At 66.0% G+C, this 25,512-nt stretch carries 24 protein-coding genes and 1 pseudogene; 22 read left to right on the top strand and 3 right to left on the bottom strand.

From position 1 onward, the window contains the following. Positions 1-130: 130 nt before the first annotated feature. The 14 genes from M1E01_RS18110 to M1E01_RS18045 all read left to right on the top strand — a co-directional run bounded on the left by M1E01_RS18110 (position 131) and on the right by M1E01_RS18045 (position 14,465). Complete coding sequence (locus M1E01_RS18110; protein ID WP_457972897.1) at positions 131-1,261, top strand: zinc-dependent metalloprotease; 1,131 nt, start codon at positions 131-133, stop codon at positions 1,259-1,261. Positions 1,262-1,434: 173 nt separating this feature from the next. Then, positions 1,435-2,523 (top strand): tRNA lysidine(34) synthetase TilS, encoded by a 1,089-nt coding sequence (tilS, locus tag M1E01_RS18105; RefSeq protein WP_457972896.1) that lies wholly within the window; start codon positions 1,435-1,437, stop codon positions 2,521-2,523. Positions 2,524-2,566: 43 nt separating this feature from the next. Continuing rightward, positions 2,567-3,118, top strand: coding sequence for a hypoxanthine phosphoribosyltransferase (gene hpt, locus M1E01_RS18100; RefSeq protein WP_457972895.1), 552 nt, complete (start codon positions 2,567-2,569; stop codon positions 3,116-3,118). 607 nt (positions 3,119-3,725) lie between these two features. Further along, a complete protein-coding gene (gene ftsH, locus M1E01_RS18095; protein WP_457972894.1) occupies positions 3,726-5,792 on the top strand; it encodes an ATP-dependent zinc metalloprotease FtsH in 2,067 nt (688 codons plus the stop codon). Between the two features lie 10 nt (positions 5,793-5,802). Then, positions 5,803-6,438, top strand: coding sequence for a GTP cyclohydrolase I FolE (folE, locus tag M1E01_RS18090; protein ID WP_457972893.1), 636 nt, complete (start codon positions 5,803-5,805; stop codon positions 6,436-6,438). A 10-nt stretch (positions 6,439-6,448) separates the two neighbouring features. Continuing rightward, on the top strand, positions 6,449-7,369 hold the full coding sequence (gene folP, locus M1E01_RS18085) for a dihydropteroate synthase (protein ID WP_457972892.1): 921 nt from the start codon (positions 6,449-6,451) through the stop codon (positions 7,367-7,369). A 25-nt stretch (positions 7,370-7,394) separates the two neighbouring features. After that, complete coding sequence (folB, locus tag M1E01_RS18080) at positions 7,395-7,754, top strand: dihydroneopterin aldolase (protein ID WP_457972891.1); 360 nt, start codon at positions 7,395-7,397, stop codon at positions 7,752-7,754. Further along, complete coding sequence (gene folK, locus M1E01_RS18075) at positions 7,751-8,305, top strand: 2-amino-4-hydroxy-6-hydroxymethyldihydropteridine diphosphokinase (RefSeq protein WP_457972890.1); 555 nt, start codon at positions 7,751-7,753, stop codon at positions 8,303-8,305. The genes folB and folK overlap by 4 nt, the downstream gene beginning before the upstream one ends. After that, the gene (locus tag M1E01_RS18070) at positions 8,302-8,829 is read left to right on the top strand and encodes a DUF3180 domain-containing protein (RefSeq protein WP_457972889.1); all 528 of its coding nucleotides are present in this window, start codon (positions 8,302-8,304) and stop codon (positions 8,827-8,829) included. The genes folK and M1E01_RS18070 overlap by 4 nt, the downstream gene beginning before the upstream one ends. Further along, a complete protein-coding gene (locus M1E01_RS18065) occupies positions 8,810-9,322 on the top strand; it encodes a PH domain-containing protein (RefSeq protein ID WP_457972888.1) in 513 nt (170 codons plus the stop codon). Before M1E01_RS18070 ends, M1E01_RS18065 begins: the two co-directional genes overlap by 20 nt. 77 nt (positions 9,323-9,399) lie before the next feature. Then, positions 9,400-10,935, top strand: coding sequence for a PH domain-containing protein (locus M1E01_RS18060; RefSeq protein ID WP_457975015.1), 1,536 nt, complete (start codon positions 9,400-9,402; stop codon positions 10,933-10,935). Next, entirely contained in the window at positions 10,928-11,884 is a 957-nt protein-coding gene (locus tag M1E01_RS18055) for a Rossmann-like and DUF2520 domain-containing protein (protein WP_457972887.1), read from the top strand. Before M1E01_RS18060 ends, M1E01_RS18055 begins: the two co-directional genes overlap by 8 nt. After that, entirely contained in the window at positions 11,885-12,814 is a 930-nt protein-coding gene (locus M1E01_RS18050) for a 4-phosphopantoate--beta-alanine ligase (RefSeq protein WP_457972886.1), read from the top strand. A gap of 127 nt (positions 12,815-12,941) precedes the next feature. Beyond that, positions 12,942-14,465, top strand: a complete 1,524-nt coding sequence (locus tag M1E01_RS18045) for an MDR family MFS transporter (RefSeq protein ID WP_457972885.1) — start codon at positions 12,942-12,944, stop codon at positions 14,463-14,465. A gap of 112 nt (positions 14,466-14,577) precedes the next feature. Here the strand turns inward: M1E01_RS18045 and M1E01_RS18040 are convergent, their stop codons facing one another. Next, positions 14,578-15,414 carry an alpha/beta fold hydrolase gene (locus tag M1E01_RS18040; protein ID WP_457972884.1) on the bottom strand — a complete coding sequence of 279 codons (837 nt, stop codon included), beginning with the start codon at positions 15,412-15,414 and terminating at the stop codon, positions 14,578-14,580. A 75-nt stretch (positions 15,415-15,489) separates the two neighbouring features. After that, positions 15,490-16,428, bottom strand: coding sequence for an alpha/beta fold hydrolase (locus M1E01_RS18035; RefSeq protein WP_457972883.1), 939 nt, complete (start codon positions 16,426-16,428; stop codon positions 15,490-15,492). Positions 16,429-16,542: 114 nt separating this feature from the next. Here M1E01_RS18035 and lysS point away from each other — a divergent pair, with 114 nt between their 5' ends. From lysS to dhaM, 8 genes and pseudogenes are all read left to right on the top strand, one after another. Then, positions 16,543-18,081, top strand: coding sequence for a lysine--tRNA ligase (lysS, locus tag M1E01_RS18030; protein WP_457975014.1), 1,539 nt, complete (start codon positions 16,543-16,545; stop codon positions 18,079-18,081). Positions 18,082-18,083: 2 nt separating this feature from the next. Continuing rightward, positions 18,084-18,266, top strand: a pseudogene (locus tag M1E01_RS18025) (hypothetical protein); the annotation flags it as partial. A gap of 288 nt (positions 18,267-18,554) precedes the next feature. After that, the gene (locus tag M1E01_RS18020) at positions 18,555-18,881 is read left to right on the top strand and encodes a histone-like nucleoid-structuring protein Lsr2 (protein WP_457972882.1); all 327 of its coding nucleotides are present in this window, start codon (positions 18,555-18,557) and stop codon (positions 18,879-18,881) included. A gap of 485 nt (positions 18,882-19,366) precedes the next feature. Next, complete coding sequence (locus tag M1E01_RS18015) at positions 19,367-21,859, top strand: ATP-dependent Clp protease ATP-binding subunit (RefSeq protein ID WP_457972881.1); 2,493 nt, start codon at positions 19,367-19,369, stop codon at positions 21,857-21,859. 108 nt (positions 21,860-21,967) lie between these two features. Then, entirely contained in the window at positions 21,968-22,477 is a 510-nt protein-coding gene (locus M1E01_RS18010; protein ID WP_457972880.1) for an amino-acid N-acetyltransferase, read from the top strand. A 163-nt stretch (positions 22,478-22,640) separates the two neighbouring features. Beyond that, positions 22,641-23,642, top strand: a complete 1,002-nt coding sequence (gene dhaK, locus M1E01_RS18005; RefSeq protein ID WP_457972879.1) for a dihydroxyacetone kinase subunit DhaK — start codon at positions 22,641-22,643, stop codon at positions 23,640-23,642. Beyond that, a complete protein-coding gene (gene dhaL / locus M1E01_RS18000; protein WP_457972878.1) occupies positions 23,642-24,271 on the top strand; it encodes a dihydroxyacetone kinase subunit DhaL in 630 nt (209 codons plus the stop codon). The genes dhaK and dhaL overlap by 1 nt, the downstream gene beginning before the upstream one ends. Then, the gene (dhaM, locus tag M1E01_RS17995; protein ID WP_457972877.1) at positions 24,268-24,954 is read left to right on the top strand and encodes a dihydroxyacetone kinase phosphoryl donor subunit DhaM; all 687 of its coding nucleotides are present in this window, start codon (positions 24,268-24,270) and stop codon (positions 24,952-24,954) included. The genes dhaL and dhaM overlap by 4 nt, the downstream gene beginning before the upstream one ends. Before the next feature lie 10 nt (positions 24,955-24,964). Here dhaM and M1E01_RS17990 read toward each other — a convergent pair whose 3' ends face one another. Next, the gene (locus M1E01_RS17990; protein ID WP_457972876.1) at positions 24,965-25,474 is read right to left on the bottom strand and encodes a hypothetical protein; all 510 of its coding nucleotides are present in this window, start codon (positions 25,472-25,474) and stop codon (positions 24,965-24,967) included. Between the last annotated feature and the right edge of the window lie 38 nt (positions 25,475-25,512).

The raw sequence follows: 25,512 nt of genomic DNA, 5'->3' as shown, positions 1-25,512 counted from the left end.
CCGCGGTGCCCGCCGCGGATGGTTAGCCGGTTCCCCCCGATCCCCTTCCCGGCGCCAATGTGCCGGCGGGCTAACTGGCGCCGGGTGAACTTAAGGCGCAATGTCAGGGGCGTGTGATCTGATGGATCGTATGGAGTCAACAGCAGGCCAGACATCGGCCGCGGGCCAGACCTCTGCCCCAGCCCTGATCAATTGGGAACTCGCCGCGTCCGCCGCCGCCCGGCTGGCTCCGCCTGGTCCCTCCCTGAACGCACGGGAAATCGGCGACGCCGTCGACCAGCTCCGTGCGGCAGCCGATGCTTCCGTCCCGCACGTGCATCACATCACCGGACTGGAAGCCGCCCGCGATCTTCGCGACTCCTCCGTCCTCGTGGTGGACCGGGCGTCCTGGTCGAGGGCAAACACCCAAAGCTTCGCGGTCATGCTCAAGCCCGCCATCGACCGGATGGTGGAGAACCGCAAGGGAACCATCAGCCCCGGCGCGGCGAGCGTCAGCGGCGCCATCACCGGCAGCCAGCTCGGCGCCGTGCTGGCGTTCCTTTCCAGCAAGGTGCTGGGACAGTACGATCCCTTCGCGGCGCTCGCGGAAGGTTCCGCCGCCCCATCCGGCGGCCGGCTGCTTCTGGTGGCTCCCAACATCATTGCCGTGGAGCGCGAGCTCAACGTGACGCCGGAGGACTTCCGGCTCTGGGTCTGCCTGCACGAACAGACCCACAGGGTGCAGTTCGCCGCGGCGCCCTGGCTGCGGCACCACATGCTGAATGAGATTGACAATCTCAGCAGCCACCTCCTCGGCAACGTCGACTCCCTGATGGAGCGTGCCTCAGCGGCAGCCCGTTCCCTGAAGGATCGGTCCATCTCCGGTGACACTCCGGGCAGGGGGGCCATTCTGGACCTTCTGCAGAAGCCCGAGGAGAAAGCAGCGCTGTCCCGTCTCACAGCCGTGATGAGCCTGCTCGAGGGACATGCCAACGTGGTGATGGACGCGGTCGACGCGAGCATCGTGCCGTCGGTGAAGACCATCCGGCAGCGCTTCAACGAGCGCGGCAAGGACCGGGGCGTCATCGAGAAGTTCATCCGCAACCTGCTGGGCCTGGACGCCAAGATGCGCCAGTACACCGACGGTGCCAAGTTCGTACGCGCCGTGGTGGACGTCGTCGGGATGGAGGGCTTCAACCGGGTCTGGGGTTCCGCCGCGAATCTGCCCAGTGAGCCCGAAATCCACGACGCCAAGATCTGGCTGGACAGGATGGGGTTCTAATTCCCGTGCAGGACCCTTCTGCCGGAGCGCCCGCAGGGTTTGGCGGTACAGCAGACTCCGTAACCCCCGGGACTCCTGAAGATTCAGCAGGTCCCGGAACCCCCGGACGTGGCCTGCGGAGCGGACGACGCAGGCCGGGCCGCCTGGTGCCGGTCGTCGGCACAGCGCGGAAAATGCTGCAGAATTCCCTCGCCCAGGCAGGCTACCCTGAGCGGATTCTGGTCGCATGCAGCGGCGGACCTGATTCGCTGGCCCTTGCCGCCGTAGCTGCCTACTTCGCCCGCCGGGGGCATGTGGACGGGCATCCGGTGGCCGTAGGTGCAGTGGTGGTGGACCACCAACTGCAGGAGGGGTCTGCGGAGGTGGCCTCCCGAACGGCCGAAACACTCATCGAGCTCGGCCTCCACCCGGTACTGGTGCTTGCTGTGGACGTTGCCGCCGGCGGATTCGGCCCGGAGGCTGCGGCCCGGGACGCCCGCCATGCAGCGCTGGAAGCCGCGGCGGAGGAATGGGATGCAGGTGCCGTTTTGCTGGGCCACACCCTCGATGATCAGGCGGAACAGGTGCTGCTGGGACTGGCCCGCGGTTCCGGCACCCGTTCCCTGGCCGGCATGCGGCCTGTCCGCGGCAAGTTGCTGCGGCCCTTCCTTGGGCTGCGCAGAACGGAGACCCTCGAGATCTGCCGGGCCGAGGAACTGGATCCCTGGCATGACCCCAGCAACGCGGACTCTTCCTTCGCCCGCTCGCGGACCCGGGTGGAGGTCATGCCCGTGCTGGAGGAAAAGCTCGGACCCGGAGTCGCCGAATCGTTGGCCCGGACAGCGGCCATACTGCAGCAGGATGCGGACTATCTGGACGAGGTGGCGGACAGCACGTTCGCCGCACTCGCCGAGCGTTCCGGCCAGGACATCAGCCTGCCGGAAGAGGCCCTGAACGATCTCGCCCCGGCCATCAGGTCCCGGGTGATTGCCAGGGCAGCGGCCGACGTCGGGGGTCAACAGCCCAGCTACCGGCGGCTCCAGGCAGCAGAGGCGTTGCTGCTGCGGAAGGGATCGGCTGGTCCGGTCGAGTTGCCGGGCGGCGTGAGCGTCTACCGGCTTTCACTGGCGCAGCTGGAGGCGGAGGCCCGGGAGGGGGCGGAAAGCGGGAAGCAGGCCGGCGGGGGAGCGCAGGAGGCGGCCGCCCGAGCCGCAGGTGTTCCCCGAGGAGGCGCGCGCTGTGGGAAGCTAGTATTCCGGCTTTCCAAACCGACCCGGTTATAGTCGCACCAGCATCTCGACACCCGCATCTACACAGGAGCATTTGGTGGATTCATCCGACGTCCAGGCAGACCTCAAGCATGTTCTCTACTCCAAGGAACAGATCCAGCAGCGCATCACTGAGCTCGCGGCGCAGATTGACAAGGACTACGAGGGCCGCGAAATCCTGATCGTCGGCGTGCTCAAGGGCGCCGTCATGGTTATGGCGGACCTGGCCCGGGCCCTGCACTCGCACATTTCCATGGACTGGATGGCCGTATCCTCGTACGGCTCGGGTACGCAGTCCTCCGGCGTGGTGCGCATCCTCAAGGACCTGGACACCGACCTGATGGGCAAGGACGTACTCATCGTCGAGGACATCATCGATTCCGGTCTCACCCTGTCCTGGCTCAAAACCAACCTCGAATCCCGCGGCACGGCGTCAGTGGAAATCTGCACGGCTTTCCGCAAGCCGACGGCGGCCAAGGTGGAAATCGACGTCAAGTACGTGGGCTTCGACATCCCTAATGAGTTTGTGGTGGGCTACGGCCTCGATTATGCGGAAAAGTACCGCAACCTGGACTTCGTGGGCACCCTGGCGCCCCACGTTTACGAATAAGTCACCCCGCTGGGACCGCGGCCTGGCAGCAGCCGCCGAAGGAAATCAGGAGCCGTCTCGCCGGTTGTAGGCGCATCGACCATGACCAGTGCCTGAGACTCCGGCAGGTACTGAAGTGCATGGACCAGCACGTCCTTAAGGCAGCACGTCCTTAAACCAGCACCTCCTTAATGGGGAGTGCTGGCGGAAGGAGCCTGGAGATATTTCCGCCGAACCTGTGGGCCGAACTTCCTGATGCCAGGCGATGATGCTGGCTGCCCGGTGCGGCTTGTCCGGATCCTTCAGCGTCCAAAGCCCGTAATCCGGTGCCGCGGATAGGCAGGTAAGTGCTGCCCGCATCAATTCGGGAGAGCAGGAGCCGGAGAGGCTCCAAAGCGGTGCAAAAATGCCCGCCCGACGTCGGCCAGGCGGGAGCCCGTCGCACTGCAGTTACAGGCTCACGCAGGCGGTGCCACCTGCGGAGACTACGCCGACAGGGAACTTTTGCCGTACACGGTGCGTGAACTACTCCGGCGGTGTAATGCTAGAACTGACGCAGCACCACACGTGCGCGCAGACCACGCGCCGTGCAGCACTACCAGGAGGGACGGGGCCAGCCCCCGAACAGATGAAAGCTAAGAGTTTCTTCAAGGGCCCGGGCATCTGGATCATCGTTGTGGTCGGCATGCTCCTGCTGGCCTTTGCAACATTGGCTCCGGGCGGTGCGACGCGAATCGACACGCAGCCCGGCCTCGAGCTGCTTGCCGAAAGCGGCAAGGTTGAACAGGCAAAGATCTTTGACGGCGAGAACCGTGTGGACCTGGTCCTGAAGGACAACCTCGTCATCGACGGAGAGGACAAGGGCAAGAACGTCCAGTTCTTCTTCGTCAATGACCGTGGACCGGACGTGGTCAAGGCTGTCACTGACGCCAACCCCTCCAAGGGCTACACAGACCAGCCGGTTGAGAGCAACTGGCTGTCCGGGCTGTTCTCCCTGCTGATTCCGGTGCTGCTGCTCGGTCTCCTGTTCTGGTTCCTCCTCTCGCGCATGCAGGGCGGCGGATCCAAGGTCATGCAGTTCGGCAAGTCCAAGGCCAAGATGGTCAACAAGGACATGCCGCAGGTGACGTTCGCGGACGTCGCTGGTGCCGATGAAGCCGTCGAAGAGCTCCAGGAGATCAAGGAATTCCTCGCAGAGCCGGCCAAATTCCAGGCCGTGGGCGCCAAGATCCCCAAGGGCGTGCTGCTGTACGGCCCGCCGGGCACCGGCAAGACCCTCCTGGCCCGCGCCGTCGCGGGCGAAGCCGGCGTGCCGTTCTTCTCCATCTCGGGCTCGGACTTCGTCGAAATGTTCGTCGGTGTGGGTGCTTCCCGCGTCCGTGACCTCTTTGAGCAGGCCAAGGCCAACTCGCCCGCCATCATCTTCGTCGACGAGATCGACGCCGTCGGCCGCCACCGCGGTGCCGGCATCGGCGGCGGCAACGACGAGCGCGAGCAGACCCTCAACCAGCTGCTCGTCGAAATGGACGGCTTCGACGTCAAGACCAACGTCATCCTGATCGCCGCCACCAACCGTCCTGATGTCCTGGACCCGGCACTGCTCCGTCCGGGGCGGTTCGACCGGCAGGTTTCCGTGGAGGCCCCCGACCTGATCGGGCGCGACCAGATCCTCCAGGTGCACGCCAAGGGCAAGCCGATCGCGCAGGGCGTGGACCTCAAAGCCGTCGCCAAGAAGACCCCCGGCTACACGGGCGCAGACCTGGCAAACGTGCTCAACGAGGCCGCGCTGCTCACCGCCCGTTCCAACGCCAACCTGATCGATGATCGTGCCCTGGACGAGGCGATCGACCGCGTCATGGCGGGCCCGCAGAAGCGCAGCCGCGTCATGAAGGAACACGAGCGCAAGATCACCGCCTACCACGAAGGCGGCCACGCCCTCGTCGCGGCGGCGCTGCGCAACTCGGCACCGGTCACCAAGATCACCATCCTGCCCCGCGGCCGTGCGCTCGGCTACACCATGGTGGTCCCGGAGAACGACAAGTACTCCATCACCCGCAACGAGCTCCTGGACCAGATGGCCTACGCCATGGGCGGCCGCGTTGCTGAAGAGATTGTCTTCCACGATCCTTCCACCGGCGCCTCGAACGACATCGAGAAAGCCACAGCCACGGCGCGCCAGATGGTCACCCAGTACGGCATGAGCGAGCGTGTCGGTGCTGTGCGCCTCGGCCAGGGCGGCGGCGAGCCGTTCCTCGGCCGCGACGCCAGCCACGAGCGCAACTACTCGGACCAGATTGCCTACATCGTGGATGAGGAAGTCCGCCGCCTGATCGACCAGGCCCACGACGAGGCCTACGCCATCCTCACGGAGAACCGCGACGTCCTGGACCGGCTGGCCCTGGAACTGCTGGAACGCGAAACCCTGAACCAGGCCGAGATTGCCGACGTCTTCCGCGACATCCGCAAGCGCGACTTCCGCGAAGTGTGGCTATCCAAGGAGACGCGTCCGGTCCAGAAGTCCGGTCCCGTGGAGTCCCGCCAGGAGCGCGCTGAGCGCGAGGCCCAGGAGGAAGCCAAGGAGGCCCGCCTGGAGGAACCGCTGGACGCTCTGCCGCCGCATCCGCAGGGAGTTCCTGAGGACGCCACCTTCCAGGGCGAAGTCACCGAAGCGGGTCCTGACGGCCACCACGGCTAAGCTCTTTGCTGTGACTCACTTCGACGACAACGATTCTGCCGCCTCCTCCGACCACTCGGCGGCGGGCGGATCCGGCAAGCACAAGGTGGACAGGCCGCGCATTGAAGCGGCCGTGCGGGAGATCCTGCTGGCCATCGGAGAGGACCCGGACCGAGGGGGCCTGCAGGATACGCCCAAGCGCGTCGCCAAGGCATACGCGGAGATGTTCGCGGGCCTGCACCAGGACCCCGCCGCAATTCTTGCAACGACCTTCGACCTGGACCACGAAGAGCTGGTCCTGGTTAAGGACATTCCGTTCTATTCAACGTGCGAGCACCACCTGGTGCCGTTCCACGGCGTGGCCCATGTTGGGTACATCCCCTCGCACGACGGCAAGGTGACAGGTTTGAGCAAGCTGGCACGCCTGGTGGACATTTACGCCCGCCGTCCACAGGTCCAGGAGCGGCTCACTACGGAGATCGTCGAAGCTCTGGTCACATTCCTTAAGCCGCGCGGAGCCATCGTGGTGGTGGAATGCGAACACATGTGCATGTCCATGCGCGGCATCCGCAAGCCCGGGGCCAAAACCGTCACAAGCGCGGTCCGCGGGCAACTTCATGACCCGGCCACCCGTGCCGAAGCCATGAGCCTCATCATCGGAAGGTAAACAACAGACTATGGATTCCCTAGCTGCAGCACCTGGAACCGGACCCGCAACTTCCCCGCTGCCCGTTCTGCGCAAACCGCGGCCGGCGGCCAAATTCGAAGACCTGCCCACCGGCCGCACCCTGGTGATGGGCGTTCTGAACGTCACGCCGGACTCATTTAGCGACGGCGGCAAACACCCGACCGCGGATACCGCCATCGCAGCGGGCCTGCGGATGTTTTACGCCGGGGCAGACATCGTCGACGTCGGAGGCGAATCCACCCGCCCGGGCGCAGAGGAAGTCAGCCCTGAAGAGGAGCAGCGACGGGTCCTGCCAGTCATTGGGGCGCTGGTCAAGGCCGGTGCCTTGGTCAGCATCGACACCACCCACGCGTCCACCGCGGAAGCCGCCCTCGAAGCCGGGGCATCCATCATCAACGACGTCTCGGGCCTCAGCATCGAGCCGGGGATGGCTGAGCTGGTCGCCAGGAGCAAGGCGCCCTACGTGCTGACCCACCGCCGCGGCGACGCAAAGACCATGACGTCCCTAACCGAATACCAGGACGTTGCCGACGACGTCGTCGCCGAGCTCAGCGGCGTCCGGGACAAGCTGTACGCCGCCGGTGTCCTCCCCGAACAGATCATCATCGACCCGGGCATCGGCTTCTCCAAGACGGACGAGCAGAACTGGGAGCTTCTGCGGAACCTTGACCGGCTCGAGGCCATGGGCCACAAGGTGCTCGTCGGGGTGTCGCGCAAGCGCTTCCTGGGCACGCTTCTCACCGTCTCGGGCAAGGCAGCCCTCCCCGAGGAACGTGACGCGGCCACCGCAGCCGTCACGGCGATCACCGCTGCCCGCGGCGTCTGGGCTGTCCGCGTGCACGACGTCGGCCCCAGCCTGGACGCCGTAAAGGTCGCGGCCCGCTTGGCCGCTCCGCACTCCGGCAAATAACCGGGAAGGTCTAAGCAGGAAGACGATGGACAGGATCTCACTGAGCGGTGTCACAGCCACCGGCTACCACGGGGTGTTCGATTTCGAGCGCCGCGAGGGCCAGCCGTTCGTGGTGGACGCCGTGCTGCACCTGGATTTCAGCCAGGCCGCAGCGTCCGACGATGTCAGGGATACCGCCCACTATGGCGAGGTGGCCGGGCGCATCAAGGACTGGATCACCGGTGAGCCGCTGAACCTCATCGAAGCCCTGGCCGTCAGAATGGCCGAGGGGCTGCTCAAGGAATTCAGGATCAATGCTGTGGAGGTCACCGTGCACAAGCCGAAAGCGCCCATAGAGGTGCCGTTCGGCGATGTTGCCGTGAGCGTGTTCCGGGAGCGCACATGAGCCCGTCGCAGCTGAGGTATACCCGGGCTGTCCTGGCCCTCGGCAGCAACCTGGGGGCGCGTAACGACACGCTCACCGAAGCGGTCGCCGACCTCGTGGACCGCCCGGAGGTCCGGCTGCTCGCCGTCTCCCCGGTGGTGCAGACCAAAGCAGTCGGCGGACCGGAAGGCCAGCCCGATTTCCTCAACATGGTCATCACCGTGGAGACCTCCCTCGAGCCGCTCGAACTCCTCAGGCATTGCCAGTCAGTGGAGAACAAGCACCACCGGGTCCGGGAAGTCCGGTGGGGGCCGCGCACCCTTGACGTGGACATCATTGTTTACGGTGACGTCGAGAGCCAGGACCCGGAACTGACCCTCCCGCACCCGCGCGCGGCCGAGCGGGCCTTCGTGCTCTACCCCTGGTCACTGATCGAACCGGCAGCGACCCTGAACGGCCAGCGGATCGGCGAGCTGGCAGCCAGGGCCGCCGACTTCCCGGATCTCAGTCCATTTGACGGCTTTGGCGACTTCAACGGAGCCTCCACAGCGGGAGCGGTGGAGCAACGGTGAAGCCCCTGAACCCGCTGCTGCTCGCGGCGGTCGGACTGGCCTTGGCCGTTGCGGGCTGGTCCGCGGCCGTGCTTGGGAGCCGATACGGCATGGCCACACCGGTACTGCCTCCCACCGGGCTCGTCACCATGGGCGTGATTGTTGTCCTGACCCTCGTCATGGGCATCCGCGTCCTGCGCTGGCGCAACGGCAAAAAGAAGAAAATGCTCAACCCGTTCCTGGCTGCCTGGACCCTGGTCCTGGCGCAGGCTTGTGCCTACACCGGGGCGATGCTGCTTGGCTGGCACGCGGGCATCTTCGTGCAGCTGCTGCAGATCTGGAGCCTGCGGAACAGCCAGGAGCTGACCTGGCTGGCCCTTGGCATGGCCGGCGGCGGGCTGGTCATGATCATTGTGGGGTTCGTCGTCGAACGCTTCTGCAGGATTCCACCGGAAGACGGCGACGCTGACTCCACGAAGGGGCTCCCGGGGCCGCGTCCCGGTAAAGCCAAAGGGGAAGGCGAATATGCCTACCGCGGCGATTGATCCGCCGGGCATCACCTGGCTCCGCGTTTCCCCGAAATACGTCACCGTCCGGCTGGTGGAGTGGGCGGTCGGGAACCTGATCACCGTCGGGGTGCTCAGCCTGCCCCTGGTCTTTGTGCTGCTCGGCTGGTGGCGCTGGCCGCCGCTCTGGCTGGCCGTCGCCGTACCCGCGTTCATGCTGGTCCTCGCACTGTGGCGCCTGCTGCTGATTCCGCGCCAGGTCCGCGCGATCGGCTACGCCGAGCGTGACGACGACCTGTTGATCCGCGGCGGGATCTTCTTCCAGCGCGTCTTGGTGGTGCCTTACGGCCGGATGCAGTACGTGGACATCAGTGTGGGGCCGGTGGAGCGCAGCCTTGGACTGTGCACACTGAAGCTGCACACCGCCTCACCCGGAACGAATGCGTCCATTCCCGGGTTGCCCGCCGAGGAAGGGGCCCGCCTGCGGGAACAGCTTTCGGCTCGCGGCGAAGCCAGGCTGGCCGGGCTGTGACCGCCGGGCCCCCTCCCGTGCAGCCCGAGGGGGCCCCGTTCCCTCCCGTGCAGCCCGCCGACGCACCGCCTCTTCCCGTGCAGCCAGCCGGCCCCCAGCCCGCTGGCCCCCAGCCCGACAGCCCATGGCTCCGCGTGCATCCAGCGACACCATTCGTGCGGGGCTGGGTGGCGCTGCTGGCCATCGCTTACTTCTTCGGGCGCGATTCCTTCGAACGGATGCTGCGGGGCGAGCCACTCGTCGACGACCTCATAGCAGGCCGCGCCCCGTGGCTCCTCGCCGGCGGGGCCTTCATGTTGCTGCTCGCGGTCTCCGGGTTCATCATGTCGTGGTACTTCACCCGCTACCAGGTGGCGGAAGGGTACGTCCGCGTCAACACCGGCTTCCTGTTCAGGCAGCAGCGCCAGGCCCGCCTTGACCGGGTCCAGGCGATCGATATCGTGCAGCCCCTGCTTGCGAGGATCTTCGGGCTGGCGGAGTTGAAGTTTGAAGTGGCCGATGCAGGGGAGTCGGCCGTCCGGCTCGCCTACCTCCGCATGGAGGACGCCCGGCAGTTGCGGGCCACGATCCTCGCCCGTGCGGCGGGAGTCCGGCTGGAACCCGGGCAGGCCGAAGTAGCCGTGCCGGAAGCCCCCGAGCAGCAGGTGCTGCGCGTCCCGCCGTCGCGCCTGATCGGGTCCCTGCTGCTCAGCGAGCAGAGCCTCGTCATCGTGCTGGGCGGGGTGGTGTCCGTGGTCCTGTCCGCGGTCACTGAAAACCGGGGCTTTTTCCTTTACCTGATTCCTGCGGTGCTGGGCCTGTTCGCCTCATACTGGGGATCCTTCCACAAGGGCTACAACTTCACCGCTGCTATTTCCCCGGACGGCATCAGGCTCCGCTACGGCCTGCTCGACACCCAGGCGCAGACCCTTCCGCCTGGACGGGTGCAGGCTCTGCGGGTGGTCCAGCCGCCGCTGTGGCGCCTGTTCGGCTGGTATCGGATCCAGGTCAACGTGGCAGGATACGGGGTTGCGGGAGCCAATGGCGAAGCGGGGCCGCGGACCACGCTGCTGCCGGTCGGCGGTGTCGATGACGTGCTGAACGTGCTGGCGATGGTCCTTCCGGACCCAGGAACACCTGATCCCCTTGGTGTTTTTCGCGCCGGCCTGGAGGGCCTGGATTCCGACGGCGGCTTTGTCACGTCGCCGCAGCGGGCCCGCGTCCTGGCGCCGCTCGCGTGGCGGCGGAACGGCTTCACCGCCACGGACACAGCCCTGCTGATCCGTTCAGGGCGCTGGTGGCGGGAGCTCGTTGTGGTCCCGCACCAGCGAACGCAGTCGATGGCTCTCCACCAAGGGCCGCTGGCGCGCAGGTTCGAGGTCGCGGATCTGGTGCTGCACACCACCGCCGGCCCGGTAACGCCGAGGGTGGTCCAGGCCGGAGTGGACGAGGCACAGACACTGTTCGATGCGCAGGCTGCCCGGGCCAGGGCTGCCCGCCGTCGGCAGACCAGCGAACAGTGGCTGGCCCAGGTCGCGCCGCAGTTGCTGGAGCAAAGTCCGCCCGATCAGCAGGGTTTCAGTCCCCAGCAAAGTCCCCATTCCCAGCAGCAGGAAGGCCCGCAACGTGGTTAAGCCCGGACGCCTCGGTGTCGGAATCATCGGTGCCGGCAAGGTGGGTGCCGTGCTGGGTGCTGCGCTGCGCGCGGCCGAGCACGCCGTCGTCGGGGTTTCCGCGGTGTCCGACGCGAGCCGGGAACGGGCCGAAACGCTCTTGCCCGGGGTTCCCATCCTCGGCGTGCAGGACATCGTGGAGCGTTCGGAGCTGGTGCTGCTGGCCGTACCGGACGACGCGCTTGGCGGTCTCGTGGAGGGGCTGGCGAAGCTCGGGGCCTGGCAGCCGGGGCAGCTTGTGGCCCACACCTCCGGGCGTTTCGGTGCCGGTATCCTGCATCCAGTCCGAACAGCCGGCGCCGTGCCGCTGGCCCTGCATCCGGCCATGACCTTCACGGGTATGAGCCTGGACCTGACGCGGCTGCTGGACTGCACGTTCGGTGTCACGGCCGACGCCGCCATGCTGCCGATCGCGCAGGCGCTGGTGGTCGAGATGGGGGCGGAACCGGTGGTGATCGCCGAAGCCGACAGGGTCATCTATCACGCCGCCCTCGCACACGGCTCCAACCACATGGCCACCCTCGTGGCGCAGGCTGCGCAGTTGCTCGGCGAAGTCGGCGTTGAAGCTCCTGAGCGCATGCTTGGGCCGCTGCTGCGGGCTACCCTTGAAAATGCCCTCGCTTCCGGGGAATCAGCCCTGACCGGGCCGGTGGCGCGGGGCGACGCAGGGACAGTAGGCGCCCATGTACGGGCGCTGCGGGAGCACGACGGCGGTGCTGCCGGCGACATCCTCGAGGCGTACCTGGCTATGGCTTGGGCGACGGCACACAGGGCCGAAAGCAGGGGGCTGCTGAAGGCGGACCAGGTCGGAGGGATCACCGATGCCCTGGCCCACGGCGATCCAGACTCAGACGGTACAAATGAAGGCGGCCCGGACGACGATGGTCCGGCGGCAAAGGGAGGACACTGAATGGCAATCCGAATCGTTACCACCGCAGCCTCCCTTCGTGCCCAAAGCCGCCTGCTGCTGACCCAAAAGCAGGGTTCTTCCCTGGGGCTGGTGCCCACGATGGGGGCCCTGCACGAGGGCCACGCGCGGCTGGCAGGGACCGCCGTCGAGCAGAACGACGTGGTTGTGGCCTCCATCTTCGTGAATCCGCTGCAGTTCGGCGAGGCGGCAGACCTCGACCGGTATCCGCGGACCCTCGAGGCAGACGCGGAACTGCTCGAGGCCCAGGGTGTCGACCTGGTTTTCGCGCCTTCCGTCGAGGAGATGTACCCGGGCGGGCAGCCGACGGTGCGGATCGCGTCCGGCAGGCTCGGGGAAAAGTGGGAGGGCGCCTCACGTCCCGGCCACTTCGACGGCGCCCTTACGGTGGTCGCCAAATTGCTGCATCTCGGAACCCCGGCCACCGGGCTGCCGGGAGCGCGCGCCTTCGCCGCCGGCTCCGGAGGTGGACTGCCGGACTACCGCGCCTACTTCGGGCAGAAAGACGCCCAGCAACTCGCGCTCGTTCGGCAGATGGTCGCCGACCTGAACTTCCCGGTGGAGATCGTCGCCGTCCCCACAGTCCGGGAGGCCGACGGGCTGGCCCTGTCCAGCCGCAACCGGTTCCTGTCCGCCGAGCAGCGCGACGCCGCGCTGGTCCTGTCCCGGGCGCTGCGGTTCCTCGAGGAGCGGGCCGTCGCCCGCAAGCCGCTCGAGGTTGAATCGGCCCAGGCACTCATCGAGTCGCAGCCCCTCGTGGAGCTGGACTACCTTGACGTGGTGGATCCCCGGACCCTGGAGCCGCTGGCGGAGAACTGCCGCGAGACTCCGTTCCGCGGCGAGGCGCTCGCGCTCGTGGCGGCCAAGGTGGGCCCGGTGCGGCTGATCGACAACCTTCCGCTGGTTTCGTAGCCCCCGGCGCGGGGACAAGTGCGAGACTGATCACGTCCGGTGACGGGAATGCCGGGTGCCCCTAGACTGTTGGAGTCTGCGGCGGCGCTGACCGCCAGCCACCACTTCAACTTCCGGGGGCCCCGCCATGTCTAGCAAAGTCACGTTAAATTCCCATGGCGAGCCGGGGCAGGAGCCTGCCGCAGCCCAGCCCGCGCCGGCGGCGGTTCAGCCAGCCGGGGAGCCGGCCGAAGCCTCCGATGACAAGATGTCCCGCGAATCAGTGACCGTCATCGTCACGCTGCTGGTGGCGACCTTCGTGGTCATCCTCAACGAGACCATCATGAATGTGGCCCTTCAGCGGCTCATGGTGGACCTCAGTGTGGATGCGCCCACGGTGCAGTGGCTGTCCACAGGCTTCATGCTCACCATGGCGGTTGTGATTCCGACCACCGGCTTCATCCTGCAACGCCTGTCCACACGGGCCGTTTTCCTGCTGGCCATGGGACTCTTCTCCGGCGGCACCGCGCTGGCGGCAGTGGCCCCCGGCTTCGGGATCCTCCTGCTGGCCCGCGTCATCCAGGCCGGAGGCACAGCGATCATGCTGCCTCTGCTGATGACAACGATCCTTACCCTTGTCCCGCTGGCCCGCCGCGGCGCCGTCATGGGCAACGTCAGCATCGCCATCTCCGTGGCACCCGCCATGGGCCCGACCGTTTCCGGCCTGATTCTCCAGCATTTCTCATGGCGCTTCATGTTCGTCTTCGTCCTGCCAATTGCGCTGGCAGCGCTGGCGATCGGTGCCCGCTACCTGACGAACGTCGGCGAGACCGAAAAATCCAGGCTCGACTTCCTGTCCGTTGCCCTGACCGTTCCCGCATTCGGCGGCCTGGTGTACGGTCTCAGCCAGATCGGCGGAGGCCACGGTGCCGGCGGTGGCCCGGGTGCTGCCGCACTGACTGCGCTGGCGGTGGGAGTTGCCGGGCTCGTCGTGTTCGTGCTGCGCCAACTCCGGCTGCAGAAGTCAGAGGCGCCGCTGCTGGACCTGCGGGCGTTCAACTTCAGGATGTTCACGGTGTCTGTGCTGCTGCTTGTGGTGGCCATGATCGCCCTGTTCGGCGCCGTGATCCTGCTGCCCCTGTACCTGCAGGAAATCCGCGGCCTGAAGTCCCTCGAGACCGGCCTCGCGCTGCTGCCGGGAGGCCTCGCCATGGGTCTGCTCGGCCCGTTTATCGGCCGGCTGTTCGACAAACTTGGGCCCCTGCCGCTCACTGTGACCGGATCTTCCCTCCTGGTCCTGTCGCTGTGGCAGTTTTCGATGCTCGACGCCGACACCGCGGTCTGGTGGATCGTCACCCTGCACGTGGTGCTGAGTTTGGGGCTCGCGCTGCTGTTCACCCCGGCGTTCACCACAGGGTTGAACCCGCTGCCGCCGCACCTCTACTCCCATGGTTCGGCCATCATGAGCACCTTGCAGCAGGTGGCAGGCGCGGCAGGCACGGCACTGCTCGTGTCGATTTTCGCTGTGGTCTCCGCAGGCTCCGGCCTCGTCGCCGGGATGAGCGCCGCGTTCCTGGCCGCGACAGCGATAGCCGTTGCCGCCGTCGTCCTGGCCGCGATGATGCGCAAGACGGCTGGCGCCGAAGCACCCCAAGGCGCCCCCGCCCATTAAGGCGCGAACGGACACTTAAGCCCCTCCGCTCAGCGCGAACGGACACTTAAGGCCCCATTTTTCCGGCGGGAAGGGGCCTCAACTGTACGTTCGCGCTGTGGTTTCGGCGGGCTCAGCCGGCGAAGAACTCGGCCAGGTCGGTGATAAGCCTGTCCGGCGCGCGGATGACGCCGTCGTGCCCGAAGCCCGGCAGAATGGTGTAGCTGGATCCGGAGAGGACGTCGTGGATCTGTCCGCAGGCCACGCCAAAGTAGGCCGGGCTCTTCTCGCCGACGATGATCAGGGTCTCCAGCGGCAGTTGGAGGAACGGCTCGGCGGGCATGTCTGCCGCAATGATCGCCTTGATTTCCCGAACGCCGGTGCGCATCATCTCGCGCTGCTGCTTGCCCATCGAGGTGGCTGCCGTGAGCTTGTTGGCCAGCGTCAACATGGACAGCGGCATACGCGACGAAAACGGACCCGCGGCTTCGAGGCCGCGCTGCAGGACGGCGAGGGCACGGTCGTCGTCCCCGGCGGCCGTCGCCCGCTCGTACTCGAGAGTCCAGTCGGCCTTGACGCTGTGGTTTACGGACACTGCGGGGTCATAAACGGCAAGCCGTTCTACAGGGAGGGTCCGGGCGGCGTGAAGGGCTACGGCCCCGCCGAAGCTGTGCCCGAAAACGTCCGTGCTGGACGTGTGCTTCATGACGGTGTCGAGGTCGCGGATGTCGACGTCCAGGGTGTAGTCGCCCTGCTGCTCGGAGGATGCTCCGCGGCCGCGGCGGTTGAACGTATGGACCGGCCGGCCGAGTTCGGCGCTGAGTTTCTGGGCGAACCGGGTGTAGTCGGAGGCCGTGACCATGGAGGAGATGACGACTACGACGCCGGAACCTGCCGATGCGAGTTCCGTGCCCGTGCTGAACAGCTCAAGTTTGCCGCCGTCCGGTGTGCTGATGATCTCGCGCGTCATGCTCCGAGCCTATCTGAGGTGAGGCGCCGCTGACAGCCGGGGCAGGCCCGGAGCAACGGTTAAAGACAAGCTTGTCTACCCGCGCCGTCCGCGCCTGCTCAGGGATGGCAGGCTCCCGTCCGTGCCGTTGAGGAAGCGTGCCATCCGGACGGCGAGGCGTTTCCCTGGACGGATGGGGCCTTCGTGCAGCTGACCCGGCACCACGGCGAACTCGATGGCCGGAACGGCAGCTGCCAGCTGGCGGCCCGTTTCGGCGAAGTACCCGGGGCTCCAGCCGCCGCTGAGCATGAGCGTGGGGGTGGACAGGTCCACGAAGTCCGCGATCTCCGCATCGGCTTCCAGCACGGCCCGCATTTCCTTGACCGCGGTGGGCAGCAATTCGCGCATCTCCGCACCCAGGTTTGTCCGGGCGGACATAATGCTCAGCATCCGCAGCGCCCCCAAGGGCAGGTACGAGACCGGCCCCGCGGTAGCCAGCCCTTGGACCAGGTGCGCCCAGGCATGGTTGAGCTGCCCGTCGCTGACGGCCTGTTCCAGCTCGGGACGCCAACGGTCGTGGAGATTGCCAGAGAGGGACACTGCTGCATCGTAGGTAACCAGCCGCCGGATGGGCATGCTCCGGGCCGCCTGCAGCGCTACGAACCCGCCGTAACTGTGGGCCACCACATCCTCCGAGCCGGTTGCCCGCATGACGGCAGCCAGATCGCGCACCTCAGTGGCGGCCGTATAGCCCTCGGGTTGAGCAGCGGACCCAGCCCTGCCCCGGCGGTTGTAGCAATGCACGGGGCGGCTCAACAGGAGGCTGAGTTTGCGCGCGAACGGCCGGTACAGCGCGTCGGTCACCAGGGTGCCGTGGATAACGACGACGCCGGGAACCGCCGACGGGGGAGGTCCCCCTTGCGCCGTGCTCCCGTCGGCAGTGCCGCCATCCGCTGTGGTGAGGGCCGCGGGCCGGAAGGAATGCACCTCGAGCCGGCCGCCGTCGTCGTCCGCCTCAACAGTCCAGGTCTCCACATCCAGAGTCTATGCCTCCGGCCGCGGGGACTTTGGGGCGCAGAATGCCCTGAAAGGCAGTGGATTTGAAAATTGGACCGGGAAACTTCCATCGGGGAAGTCCCGGTAAACTTGATGCTTGTGACTTCCCAAAACACCCCCGCCCCCAAAAACGCCCCAGAGCCGCTCGATGCGAGCGAGCAGATGCGTATCCGCATGGAAAAGCGCGCCAAGCTGCTCGAGCGCGGCACCGAGGCGTACCCCGTGGGTGTTGAGCGCACGCATTCCCTGAGCGAGATCCGCGAGAAGTACGCGCACCTGCAGGCCGACGACACCACGGGTGACATCGTGGGCGTTACCGGACGGGTCGTGTTTATCCGGAACACCGGCAAGCTCTGCTTCGCCACCCTGCAGGAAGGCGGCGCCGACGGCAAGGGAACCCGCCTGCAGGCCATGCTCAGCCTGGCCAACGTGGGCGAGGAAGCCCTCGCCGACTGGAAGGCTCTGGTGGACCTGGGTGACCACGTCTTCATTAAGGGCGAGGTCATCTCCTCCCGTCGCGGCGAGCTCTCGGTCATGGCGGAATCCTGGTCCATGGCGTCCAAGGCGCTGCGCCCGCTGCCCGTGCTGCACGCGGAGCTGAACGAAGAAACCCGCGTCCGCCAGCGCTACGTCGATCTGATGGTGCGTGACGAGGCCCGCGAGATGGTCTACACGCGCGCCGCCATCACCCGTTCCATCCGCGAAACCCTCTTCCGGCACAACTACGTTGAGGTGGAAACCCCCATCCTGCAGCTCGTGCACGGCGGCGCCCTGGCCCGGCCGTTCGAGACGCACATGAACGCGTTCGACCAAAAGATGACCCTCCGCATCGCCACAGAGCTGTACCTCAAGCGCGCCGTGGTGGGTGGCATCGACCGCGTCTACGACATGGGGCGCGTGTTCCGCAACGAGGGCGTGGACTCCACCCACAGCCCGGAGTTCACCACCCTCGAGTGCTATGAAGCCTGGGCGGACCAGTTCATCATGGCTGAGCGCATCAAGGAGATCATCCTGGACGCCGCTGACGCCGTGGGCGCCGGACGCACCCTGCAGACTGAAGCCGGTGAGATCAACCTCGACGGCGACTGGGCCTGGGTATCCGTGTACCCCGGCCTTTCCGGGGCCATTGGCCAGGAGATCACCCCGGACACCCCGTTGGAGGAACTGCAGGCCGTGGCGGAGAAGCACGAGGTGAAGGTTGACCCCAAGTGGGACGCCGAGAAGCTCGCGGTGGAGCTGTTCGGTGAAATCGTGGAGCCAACACTGCTAAACCCGACGTTTGTTTACGACTACCCGCCCTCGGCCCAGCCCCTGGCCCGGCCGCACCGCGAGGACGGCCGGCTGATCGAGGCCTGGGACCTGATTATCGGCGGCATGGAACGCGGCACTGCCTTCTCCGAGCTCATTGACCCCGTCATCCAGCGCGAGCGCCTCACCGAGCAGTCCAGGCACGCTGCCGCCGGCGATGTCGAAGCCATGCAGCTGGATGAGGACTTCCTCCGCGCCCTTGAGTACGGCGCGCCTCCCATGGGCGGCATCGGACTCGGCATCGACCGTCTGGTCATGCTGTTCACCGGCGCCGGTATCCGCGAAACCATCCTGTTCCCGCTCCTGAAGCCCGAGGGCCACTGACCATGGAGTACGTCGCGGTCCTGCTGCCCTCCCTGGTGGTGGGCCTGCTCTTTTGGTTCGCCATGCGGGCAATCTTCAACGCCGACAAGTCCGAACGCCAGGCCGAGGCGAAAGCACAGGCGGAGGCGGATGCCAAGGCTGCGCGTGCCGCGGACCAGGCTCAGCAGCCAGGTCAGCCGTCATCCCGGTCTTCCGTGGCGTCCGCCGATAAGCGGCCTGAAAAGCCGGATGTTTCCCCGAAGGGGAACCCGGCAGCTATTCCGCCGGCGGACCCATCACGTTCTTCCAACGAATCGGACAAATAGCCGGAGCCATTTTTCTCCGGCTCTTCTTTGCTTCTTCACAGTTCTACTCTCAGGGGCACCCCGGGAACCAATGCGTGTTTTGACGCGTTGCCTTAATCGGGGAGATACTTTAGGTGGAAAGATCCTGCTTATCTGATCACACGTCCCTTTCCAAAAGAGAGAATTTTGATGGCACAGAAAGTAAATATCGTCCTCGTGGACGATCTGGATGGGGGATCGGCGGACGAAACCGTCCGTTTTGGGCTCGATGGCGTCGGTTACGAAATTGACCTGTCATCTGCCAACGCTGCAGAACTAAGGTCTGCTTTGGAGCGCTTTGTTTCAGCAGCCCGCAAGACGTCCGGTGGACGCCCTGCCCGCGGCAAGGCTGCAGGCGGACGCAACCAGGACTCTGCCCAGATACGCCAGTGGGCCAGGGAGCACGGTTACACGGTTAATAGCCGGGGCCGTATCCAGGCGGAAATACAGGAAGCGTACCAAAAGGCAAATGCCTAGATTGCTGTAGCTCCAAGCTATATAGGCGGCGCCCCCGGTAAGACCGGGGGCGCCGCCTTTTAATCGCATGTCTTGTGGCCATAGATTTTATCAGGACCCTTCGCCGCGGCCGAAAATTGAGGCACCCTAAAACACCAGAAATCCCACGTATCTCTTTGCCACCATGGGTCTCGGCATACCGGGGTTTTCGCCGGGTCGGCGGGCTATTTTGGCGGCAGCGAGAGGTATAAGGGGCTCTCTTGGTTCTCAAGCTGCCTTTGCTGCAATTGGCGGGGAGCAAAATCGGCAATTGCAGGGCCGGGCGAATGCGGCGCTGCTCCGGGCCCGGTCCGCCGCCCGCCCTGCAGCCCCGTCCCGGAGCTGCCCTCGTGGCCGGGGAGGGAAGGCGGTGGCGCTGCTGCGGTTTCCCCTGTGGCGAACAAGCTCCCCAAGTCGCGTCACGTCCACGTAGCATCAAAGTACGTCGTAGCTAGGAGTGTGGCGAAATGTTTGAGCGATTTACGGACCGTGCCCGTCGCGTAGTTGTGCTTGCCCAAGAAGAGGCACGCATGCTGAACCACAATTACATTGGTACCGAACACATCCTCTTGGGTCTGATCCACGAGGGTGAGGGCGTTGCCGCCAAAGCTCTTGAGTCCTTGAGCATTTCGCTCGACGGCGTCCGCGAGCAGGTGCAGGAGATCATCGGCCAGGGCCAGCAGGCCCCTTCCGGCCACATCCCCTTTACCCCCCGGGCCAAGAAGGTGCTGGAGCTCTCGCTGCGCGAGGCTCTGCAGCTCGGCCACAACTACATCGGCACGGAGCACATCCTGCTGGGACTCATCCGGGAGGGTGAGGGCGTTGCGGCGCAGGTACTGGTGAAGCTCGGGGCTGACCTCAACCGCGTCCGCCAGCAGGTCATCCAGCTGCTGTCCGGCTACCAGGGCAAGGAGAGCACCGGTGCCGGCGTCGGCCAGAGCCAGGCGGAGGGCACTCCTGCAGGGTCGGTTGTCCTGGACCAGTTCGGGCGCAACCTGACGCAGGCTGCCCGCGAAAACAAGCTGGACCCTGTGATTGGCCGCGAGCAGGAAATGGAACGCGTCATGCAGGTCCTTTCCCGCCGCACCAAGAACAACCCTGTTCTTATCGGTGAGCCCGGCGTCGGCAAGACCGCTGTCGTCGAAGGCCTTGCCCAGTCGATCGTCCGTGGTGACGTCCCCGAGACCATCAAGGACAAGCAGCTGTACACGCTGGACCTCGGTTCCCTCGTGGCCGGGTCCCGCTACCGTGGCGACTTCGAAGAGCGGCTGAAAAAGGTCCTTAAGGAGATCCGCACCCGCGGCGACATCATCCTCTTCATTGACGAGATCCACACTCTGGTGGGTGCCGGCGCAGCTGAAGGTGCCATCGATGCGGCTTCCATCCTGAAGCCGATGCTGGCCCGCGGTGAGCTGCAGACGATCGGTGCCACCACGCTGGATGAGTACCGCAAACACATCGAGAAGGACGCCGCGCTTGAGCGCCGCTTCCAGCCGATCCAGGTCAAGGAGCCTTCGGTTGCCCACGCGATCGAGATCCTCAAGGGCCTGCGTGACCGCTACGAGGCGCACCACCGCGTGACGATCACCGACGGCGCCCTCGCCTCGGCAGCGAATCTCTCCGAGCGCTACATTTCGGACCGCTTCCTGCCGGACAAGGCCATCGACCTCATCGATGAAGCCGGTGCCCGGCTGCGTATCCGCCGCATGACCGCTCCGCCGGAGCTGAAGGAGATGGACGAGCGCATCTCCCAGCTGAAGATGGAGAAGGAGTCTGCGATCGATGCGCAGGACTTCGAGGGCGCCGCGGCGCTGCGTGACAAGGAGCAGAAGCTCATCGCCGAGCGCTCGGAGAAGGAGCGCCACTGGAAGACCGGCGGGATGGATGACATCTCTGAGGTTGACGAGGATCTGATTGCTGAGGTCCTGGCGAACTCCACGGGTATCCCGGTGTTCAAGCTGACGGAGGAAGAGTCCTCGCGCCTGCTGAAGATGGAAGACGAACTGCACAAGCGCGTCGTCGGCCAGAACGAGGCCATCAAGGCGCTGTCCCAGGCCATCCGCCGCACCCGGGCAGGCCTGAAGGACCCGAAGCGTCCGGGCGGCTCGTTCATCTTCGCCGGCCCCACCGGCGTCGGCAAGACCGAGCTGGCCAAGGCTCTCGCCGAGTTCCTGTTCGGTGAAGAGGACGCCCTGATCACCTTGGACATGTCGGAATACTCCGAAAAGCACACGGTTTCGCGCCTCTTCGGTGCCCCTCCGGGCTATGTCGGCTACGAAGAGGGCGGGCAGCTGACCGAGAAGGTCCGCCGCCGTCCGTTCTCCGTGGTTCTCTTCGACGAAGTGGAAAAGGCCCACGCGGACCTCTTCAACTCGCTGCTGCAGATTCTGGAAGACGGCCGCCTCACCGACTCCCAGGGCCGCGTGGTGGACTTCAAGAACACCGTGATTATCATGACGACCAACCTCGGCACCCGGGACATCTCCAAGAGCGTCGCCACGGGCTTCCAGTCCGGCACGGACACCCAGACAGGCTACAACCGGATGCGTGCCCGGGTCACGGAGGAGCTCAAGCAGCACTTCCGCCCCGAGTTCCTGAACCGTGTTGACGACGTGGTGGTGTTCCCGCAGCTGACGCAGGACGAGATCATCGAGATCGTGGACATGTTCGTGACGCGCCTCGAGAAGCGCCTCAAGGACAAGGACATGGGCATCGAGCTGACCAAGGCGGCCAAGGTTCTCCTGGCCACCCGCGGTTACGATCCCGCCATGGGTGCCCGGCCGCTGCGCCGCACCATCCAGCGCGAGATCGAGGATCAGCTGTCGGAGAAGATCCTCTTCGGCGAGCTGCATGCCGGCGACATCGTGGTGGTGGACGTGGACGGCGAAGGCGACGACGCCAAGTTCACCTTCGCAGGCAACGCCAAGCCGCGGATCCCCGAGATCGCTCCGAGCGCCTAGGTTCCAGACCGCTCAGGTTCAGCCGCAACACTCCCAGGAGACCCCGTCCGCACCCGCAAGGGTGCAGGCGGGGTCTCTTGTTGTGCCAAGCCTCCGTAAGATGGGCCTGTGACTGACTCCTTCACCATCCGCCCCGCCCGCACCAGCGACGTCGCCTCCATCAAGAGACTCGTGGCGCCCCTCGCAGAACAGCGGATCCTGATGGCCAAGGAAACGGTGGCCTACTACGAAAGCCTCCAGGAGTTCCGCATCGCCGAGTCCGCCGACGGCGAGGTCATCGGCTGCGGCGCCCTGCACGTCATGTGGGAGGACCTCGCAGAAGTACGCACGCTGGCTGCCTCTGAGGCGTGGCGCGGCAAGGGCGTGGGCCACGTTCTGGTGGAAAGCCTCCTCGAGGAAGCGGAGGCACTCGGTGTTTCACGCGTCTTCTGCCTGACGTTTGAGGTGGACTTCTTCAAACGGCACGGTTTCGAGGTGATGGCCGATCAGTCCGCCCTGGACCCCGAGGTCTACTCGGAACTGCTGCGCTCCCATGACGAAGGTGTCGCAGAGTTTCTGGACCTGGCCCGGGTGAAGCCGAACACGCTGGGTAACACACGGATGATCAAAACGCTCTAAGCGCCATCCCCGGACGATTTCAAATCGCTGGGCACGGCTGCAGTCGAGTGCCTGGCTGCACCCGTCGCCTCCGGGAACTACCGCCGGGGAGGGGCCGGTAGTAGGGTCAAAGCACATCCAAACCGATGTCAATGAGAAGCACCGAGAGCCCAGGAGCCCGGCCGTGAAAAAGCTCATCAATGACCCGCGAGCGGTGGTGGACGAATCAGTGGAAGGATTTGGGCTTGCCCATGCCGACCTCGTCACCATCAGCTCAGACCCCAAGTACGTGGTGCGCCGGGATGCGCCGGTGGCGGGCAAGGTAGGCCTGGTTTCGGGCGGTGGCAGCGGGCACGAACCGCTGCACGCCGGCTTTGTAGGCCGGGGGATGCTCGACGCCGCTGTGCCCGGCGCCGTTTTCACCTCACCGACGCCGGACCAGATCATCCCCGCCACGCTCGCCGTCAACTCAGGAGCCGGCGTGCTCCACATCGTCAAGAACTACACCGGTGACGTCCTGAACTTCGAAACTGCGGCCGAGATGGCGCAGGCGGAAGGGGCCGAGGTCCGCACAGTGCTCGTCAATGATGACGTCGCCGTGGAGGACTCGCTGTACACCGCCGGCCGGCGAGGGGTGGGCGGCACCGTGCTGGTCGAGAAGATAGCCGGAGCAGCGGCGGAACGCGGTGACGACCTTGACTCGGTGGCGGCAATCGGCGACCGCGTGAACCGGAACGTCCGGAGCATGGGGGTGGCCCTGACGGCATGCACAGTTCCGCATGCCGGCTCGCCCAGCTTCGACCTTGACGACACGGAAATCGAGATCGGCATCGGCATCCACGGTGAACCGGGGCGGCACCGGATTGCCATGGAACCCGCCGATGCAATCACCGACCGCCTGCTGGAACCGATACTGGAGGACCTTGGCCTCGTCTCCGGCGACAGGACCCTCCTGTTCGTCAACGGCATGGGCGGCACCCCCCTGAGCGAGCTCTACATCGTGTACCGGCGCGCTGCCCGGGTGCTGGCCGACCGCGGCGCCGTTGTGGAACGGTCACTCGTGGGCAACTACATCACCTCCCTGGAGATGCAGGGCTGCTCGATCTCGGTGCTCCGTCTGGATGACGAACTGACGGAGCTCTGGGACGCGCCCGTGCACACGCCTGCACTGCGCTGGGGGGTGTGATGGCGGCACTGGACGTCACCTGGGCCGTGAAGTGGCTGACGCTGTCCGCGCAGGCGATGGCTGAACACCGCGTTGAGCTCATCGAATTGGACAGGGCCATCGGCGACTCTGATCACGGAGAGAACATGGACCGCGGTTTCCAGGCTGTCCTGGACAAACTCGCGGAGAACCCGCCGGAAACCCCGGGCGCAGCGCTCAAGCTGACAGCCATGGCGCTGATGTCCAAGGTGGGCGGAGCTGCCGGCCCTCTCTACGGTACGGCGTTTCTTCGTGCCGCCACTGTCCTTGGTGACAGCGCCTACATCGACGCGCAGGCGCTTGCTGCGGCGCTTGCAGCGGCACGGGACGGCATCGTTGCGCGCGGCAAAGCTGAACCCGGCGACAAGACGATGGTGGACGCGTGGACACCGGCAGTTGAAGCGGCGACGGCGGCAGTATCCGCAGGGGATGCGCTGTCCGTGCTCATAGCGGCTGCTGAGGCGGCAGAAGCCGGTGCCGTGGCCACCGAGCCGCTCGTGGCCCGGAAGGGCCGTGCCAGCTACCTTGGCGAGAGGAGCGCCGGCCACCGTGATCCCGGCGCGGCCTCCAGTGCCCTGATTCTCCGGGCAGCTGCCGGAGCCGCCGCGTGAACGTGGGGATCGTCGTGGTGTCCCACAGCGGGAAGATCGCTGAGGGAGCCGTGGAACTGGCCGCCCAGATGGCCCCCGATGTGAGGATTATTCCGGCCGGCGGCACCTCGGACGGCAGGATCGGCACAAGCCTCGAGAAGGTGATGGCTGCCCTTGAACAGGCCGGCGGCAGCGACGGCGTCGTCATGCTGGCCGATCTGGGATCTGCCGTTATGACCGCTGAATCCGCTTTGGAATTCGCCGGCAATCCGTCCAGCATCCTCCTGGCTGACGCGCCACTCGTCGAGGGCCTGGTGGCCGCGGCTGTGGCTGCCCAAAGCGGAGCCGGCGTCCACGACGTTCGAAGCGCAGCCGAGGCGACACAGGGGGCCGCGGGCAGCAAGGGAGCCGCGGCCCGCGCTGACGAAGATGCGGGCATGCGGGCACCCGATGCCACCGGTGATTTTGAGCTTGTCAACGAGGCCGGCATGCACGCCCGTCCCGCTGCCAAGATCGCCGGAGGAGTAGCCAGCATGGACGTCGAGATGACCGTGAACGGGGTGGATGGTGCCTCGATGACAGGGCTCATGACCCTTGGAGCAGGAAAAGGCTCTGTCCTTCACGTTGAGGCATCGGGTCCCGACGCTGAACGCGCCGTCGAGTATGTGGGGAGCCTAGTGCGGGCAGGGTTCGGGGAGCCGTGACAGCCGTTGGCTAGCTCGCCGCGGCGTCCTCCCGCAGGCCGCTCCCGTCCAGGACCACCGACGCGGTGATGAACCGGCCGCACTGCTCACCGAACGGATAGTTACCGTCGGGAGTGAAGCGCAATGTGCGGGCAGGGAGGGATCTGCCGTTGCTAAGAGTGCCGCTGACCGTGATGTTCATCGGGGACTCGCTCAGCGCCGGAAGGTGCAGGACTCCCCTCTTGGTACCGTCGGGCTTGGAGGTGGCGGAGCAGACACTGTCAGGGCCGTAACCGTAGCCGCCGGGTGCCTCAGCTGCGGGGGAGCAGCCTTGGTCGACACTTGTGGTGCCCGGAACCAACTCGAGCTTCCCGGCCTTGCAGGCGCCGTCCTGGCAAGCCGTCATGCTGAGCCTCTGCACGGCACTGGCATAGCCGGCGGCGACCGTCAGGGACACCCCTGGCGCCTGCGCAATCGAGGGGCAGGCCGCCTCGAACGCCCCGCAGCCGGAAAGAAGGGCTGATGCTGAGAATGCGGCCAAGAGTACCCCTGCTTTGCGCATACTTCAGGGTAGATCCG

The sequence above is a fragment of the Arthrobacter sp. D1-17 genome (assembly GCF_054130535.1).
This window is presented reverse-complemented; position numbering and strand designations above follow the sequence as displayed.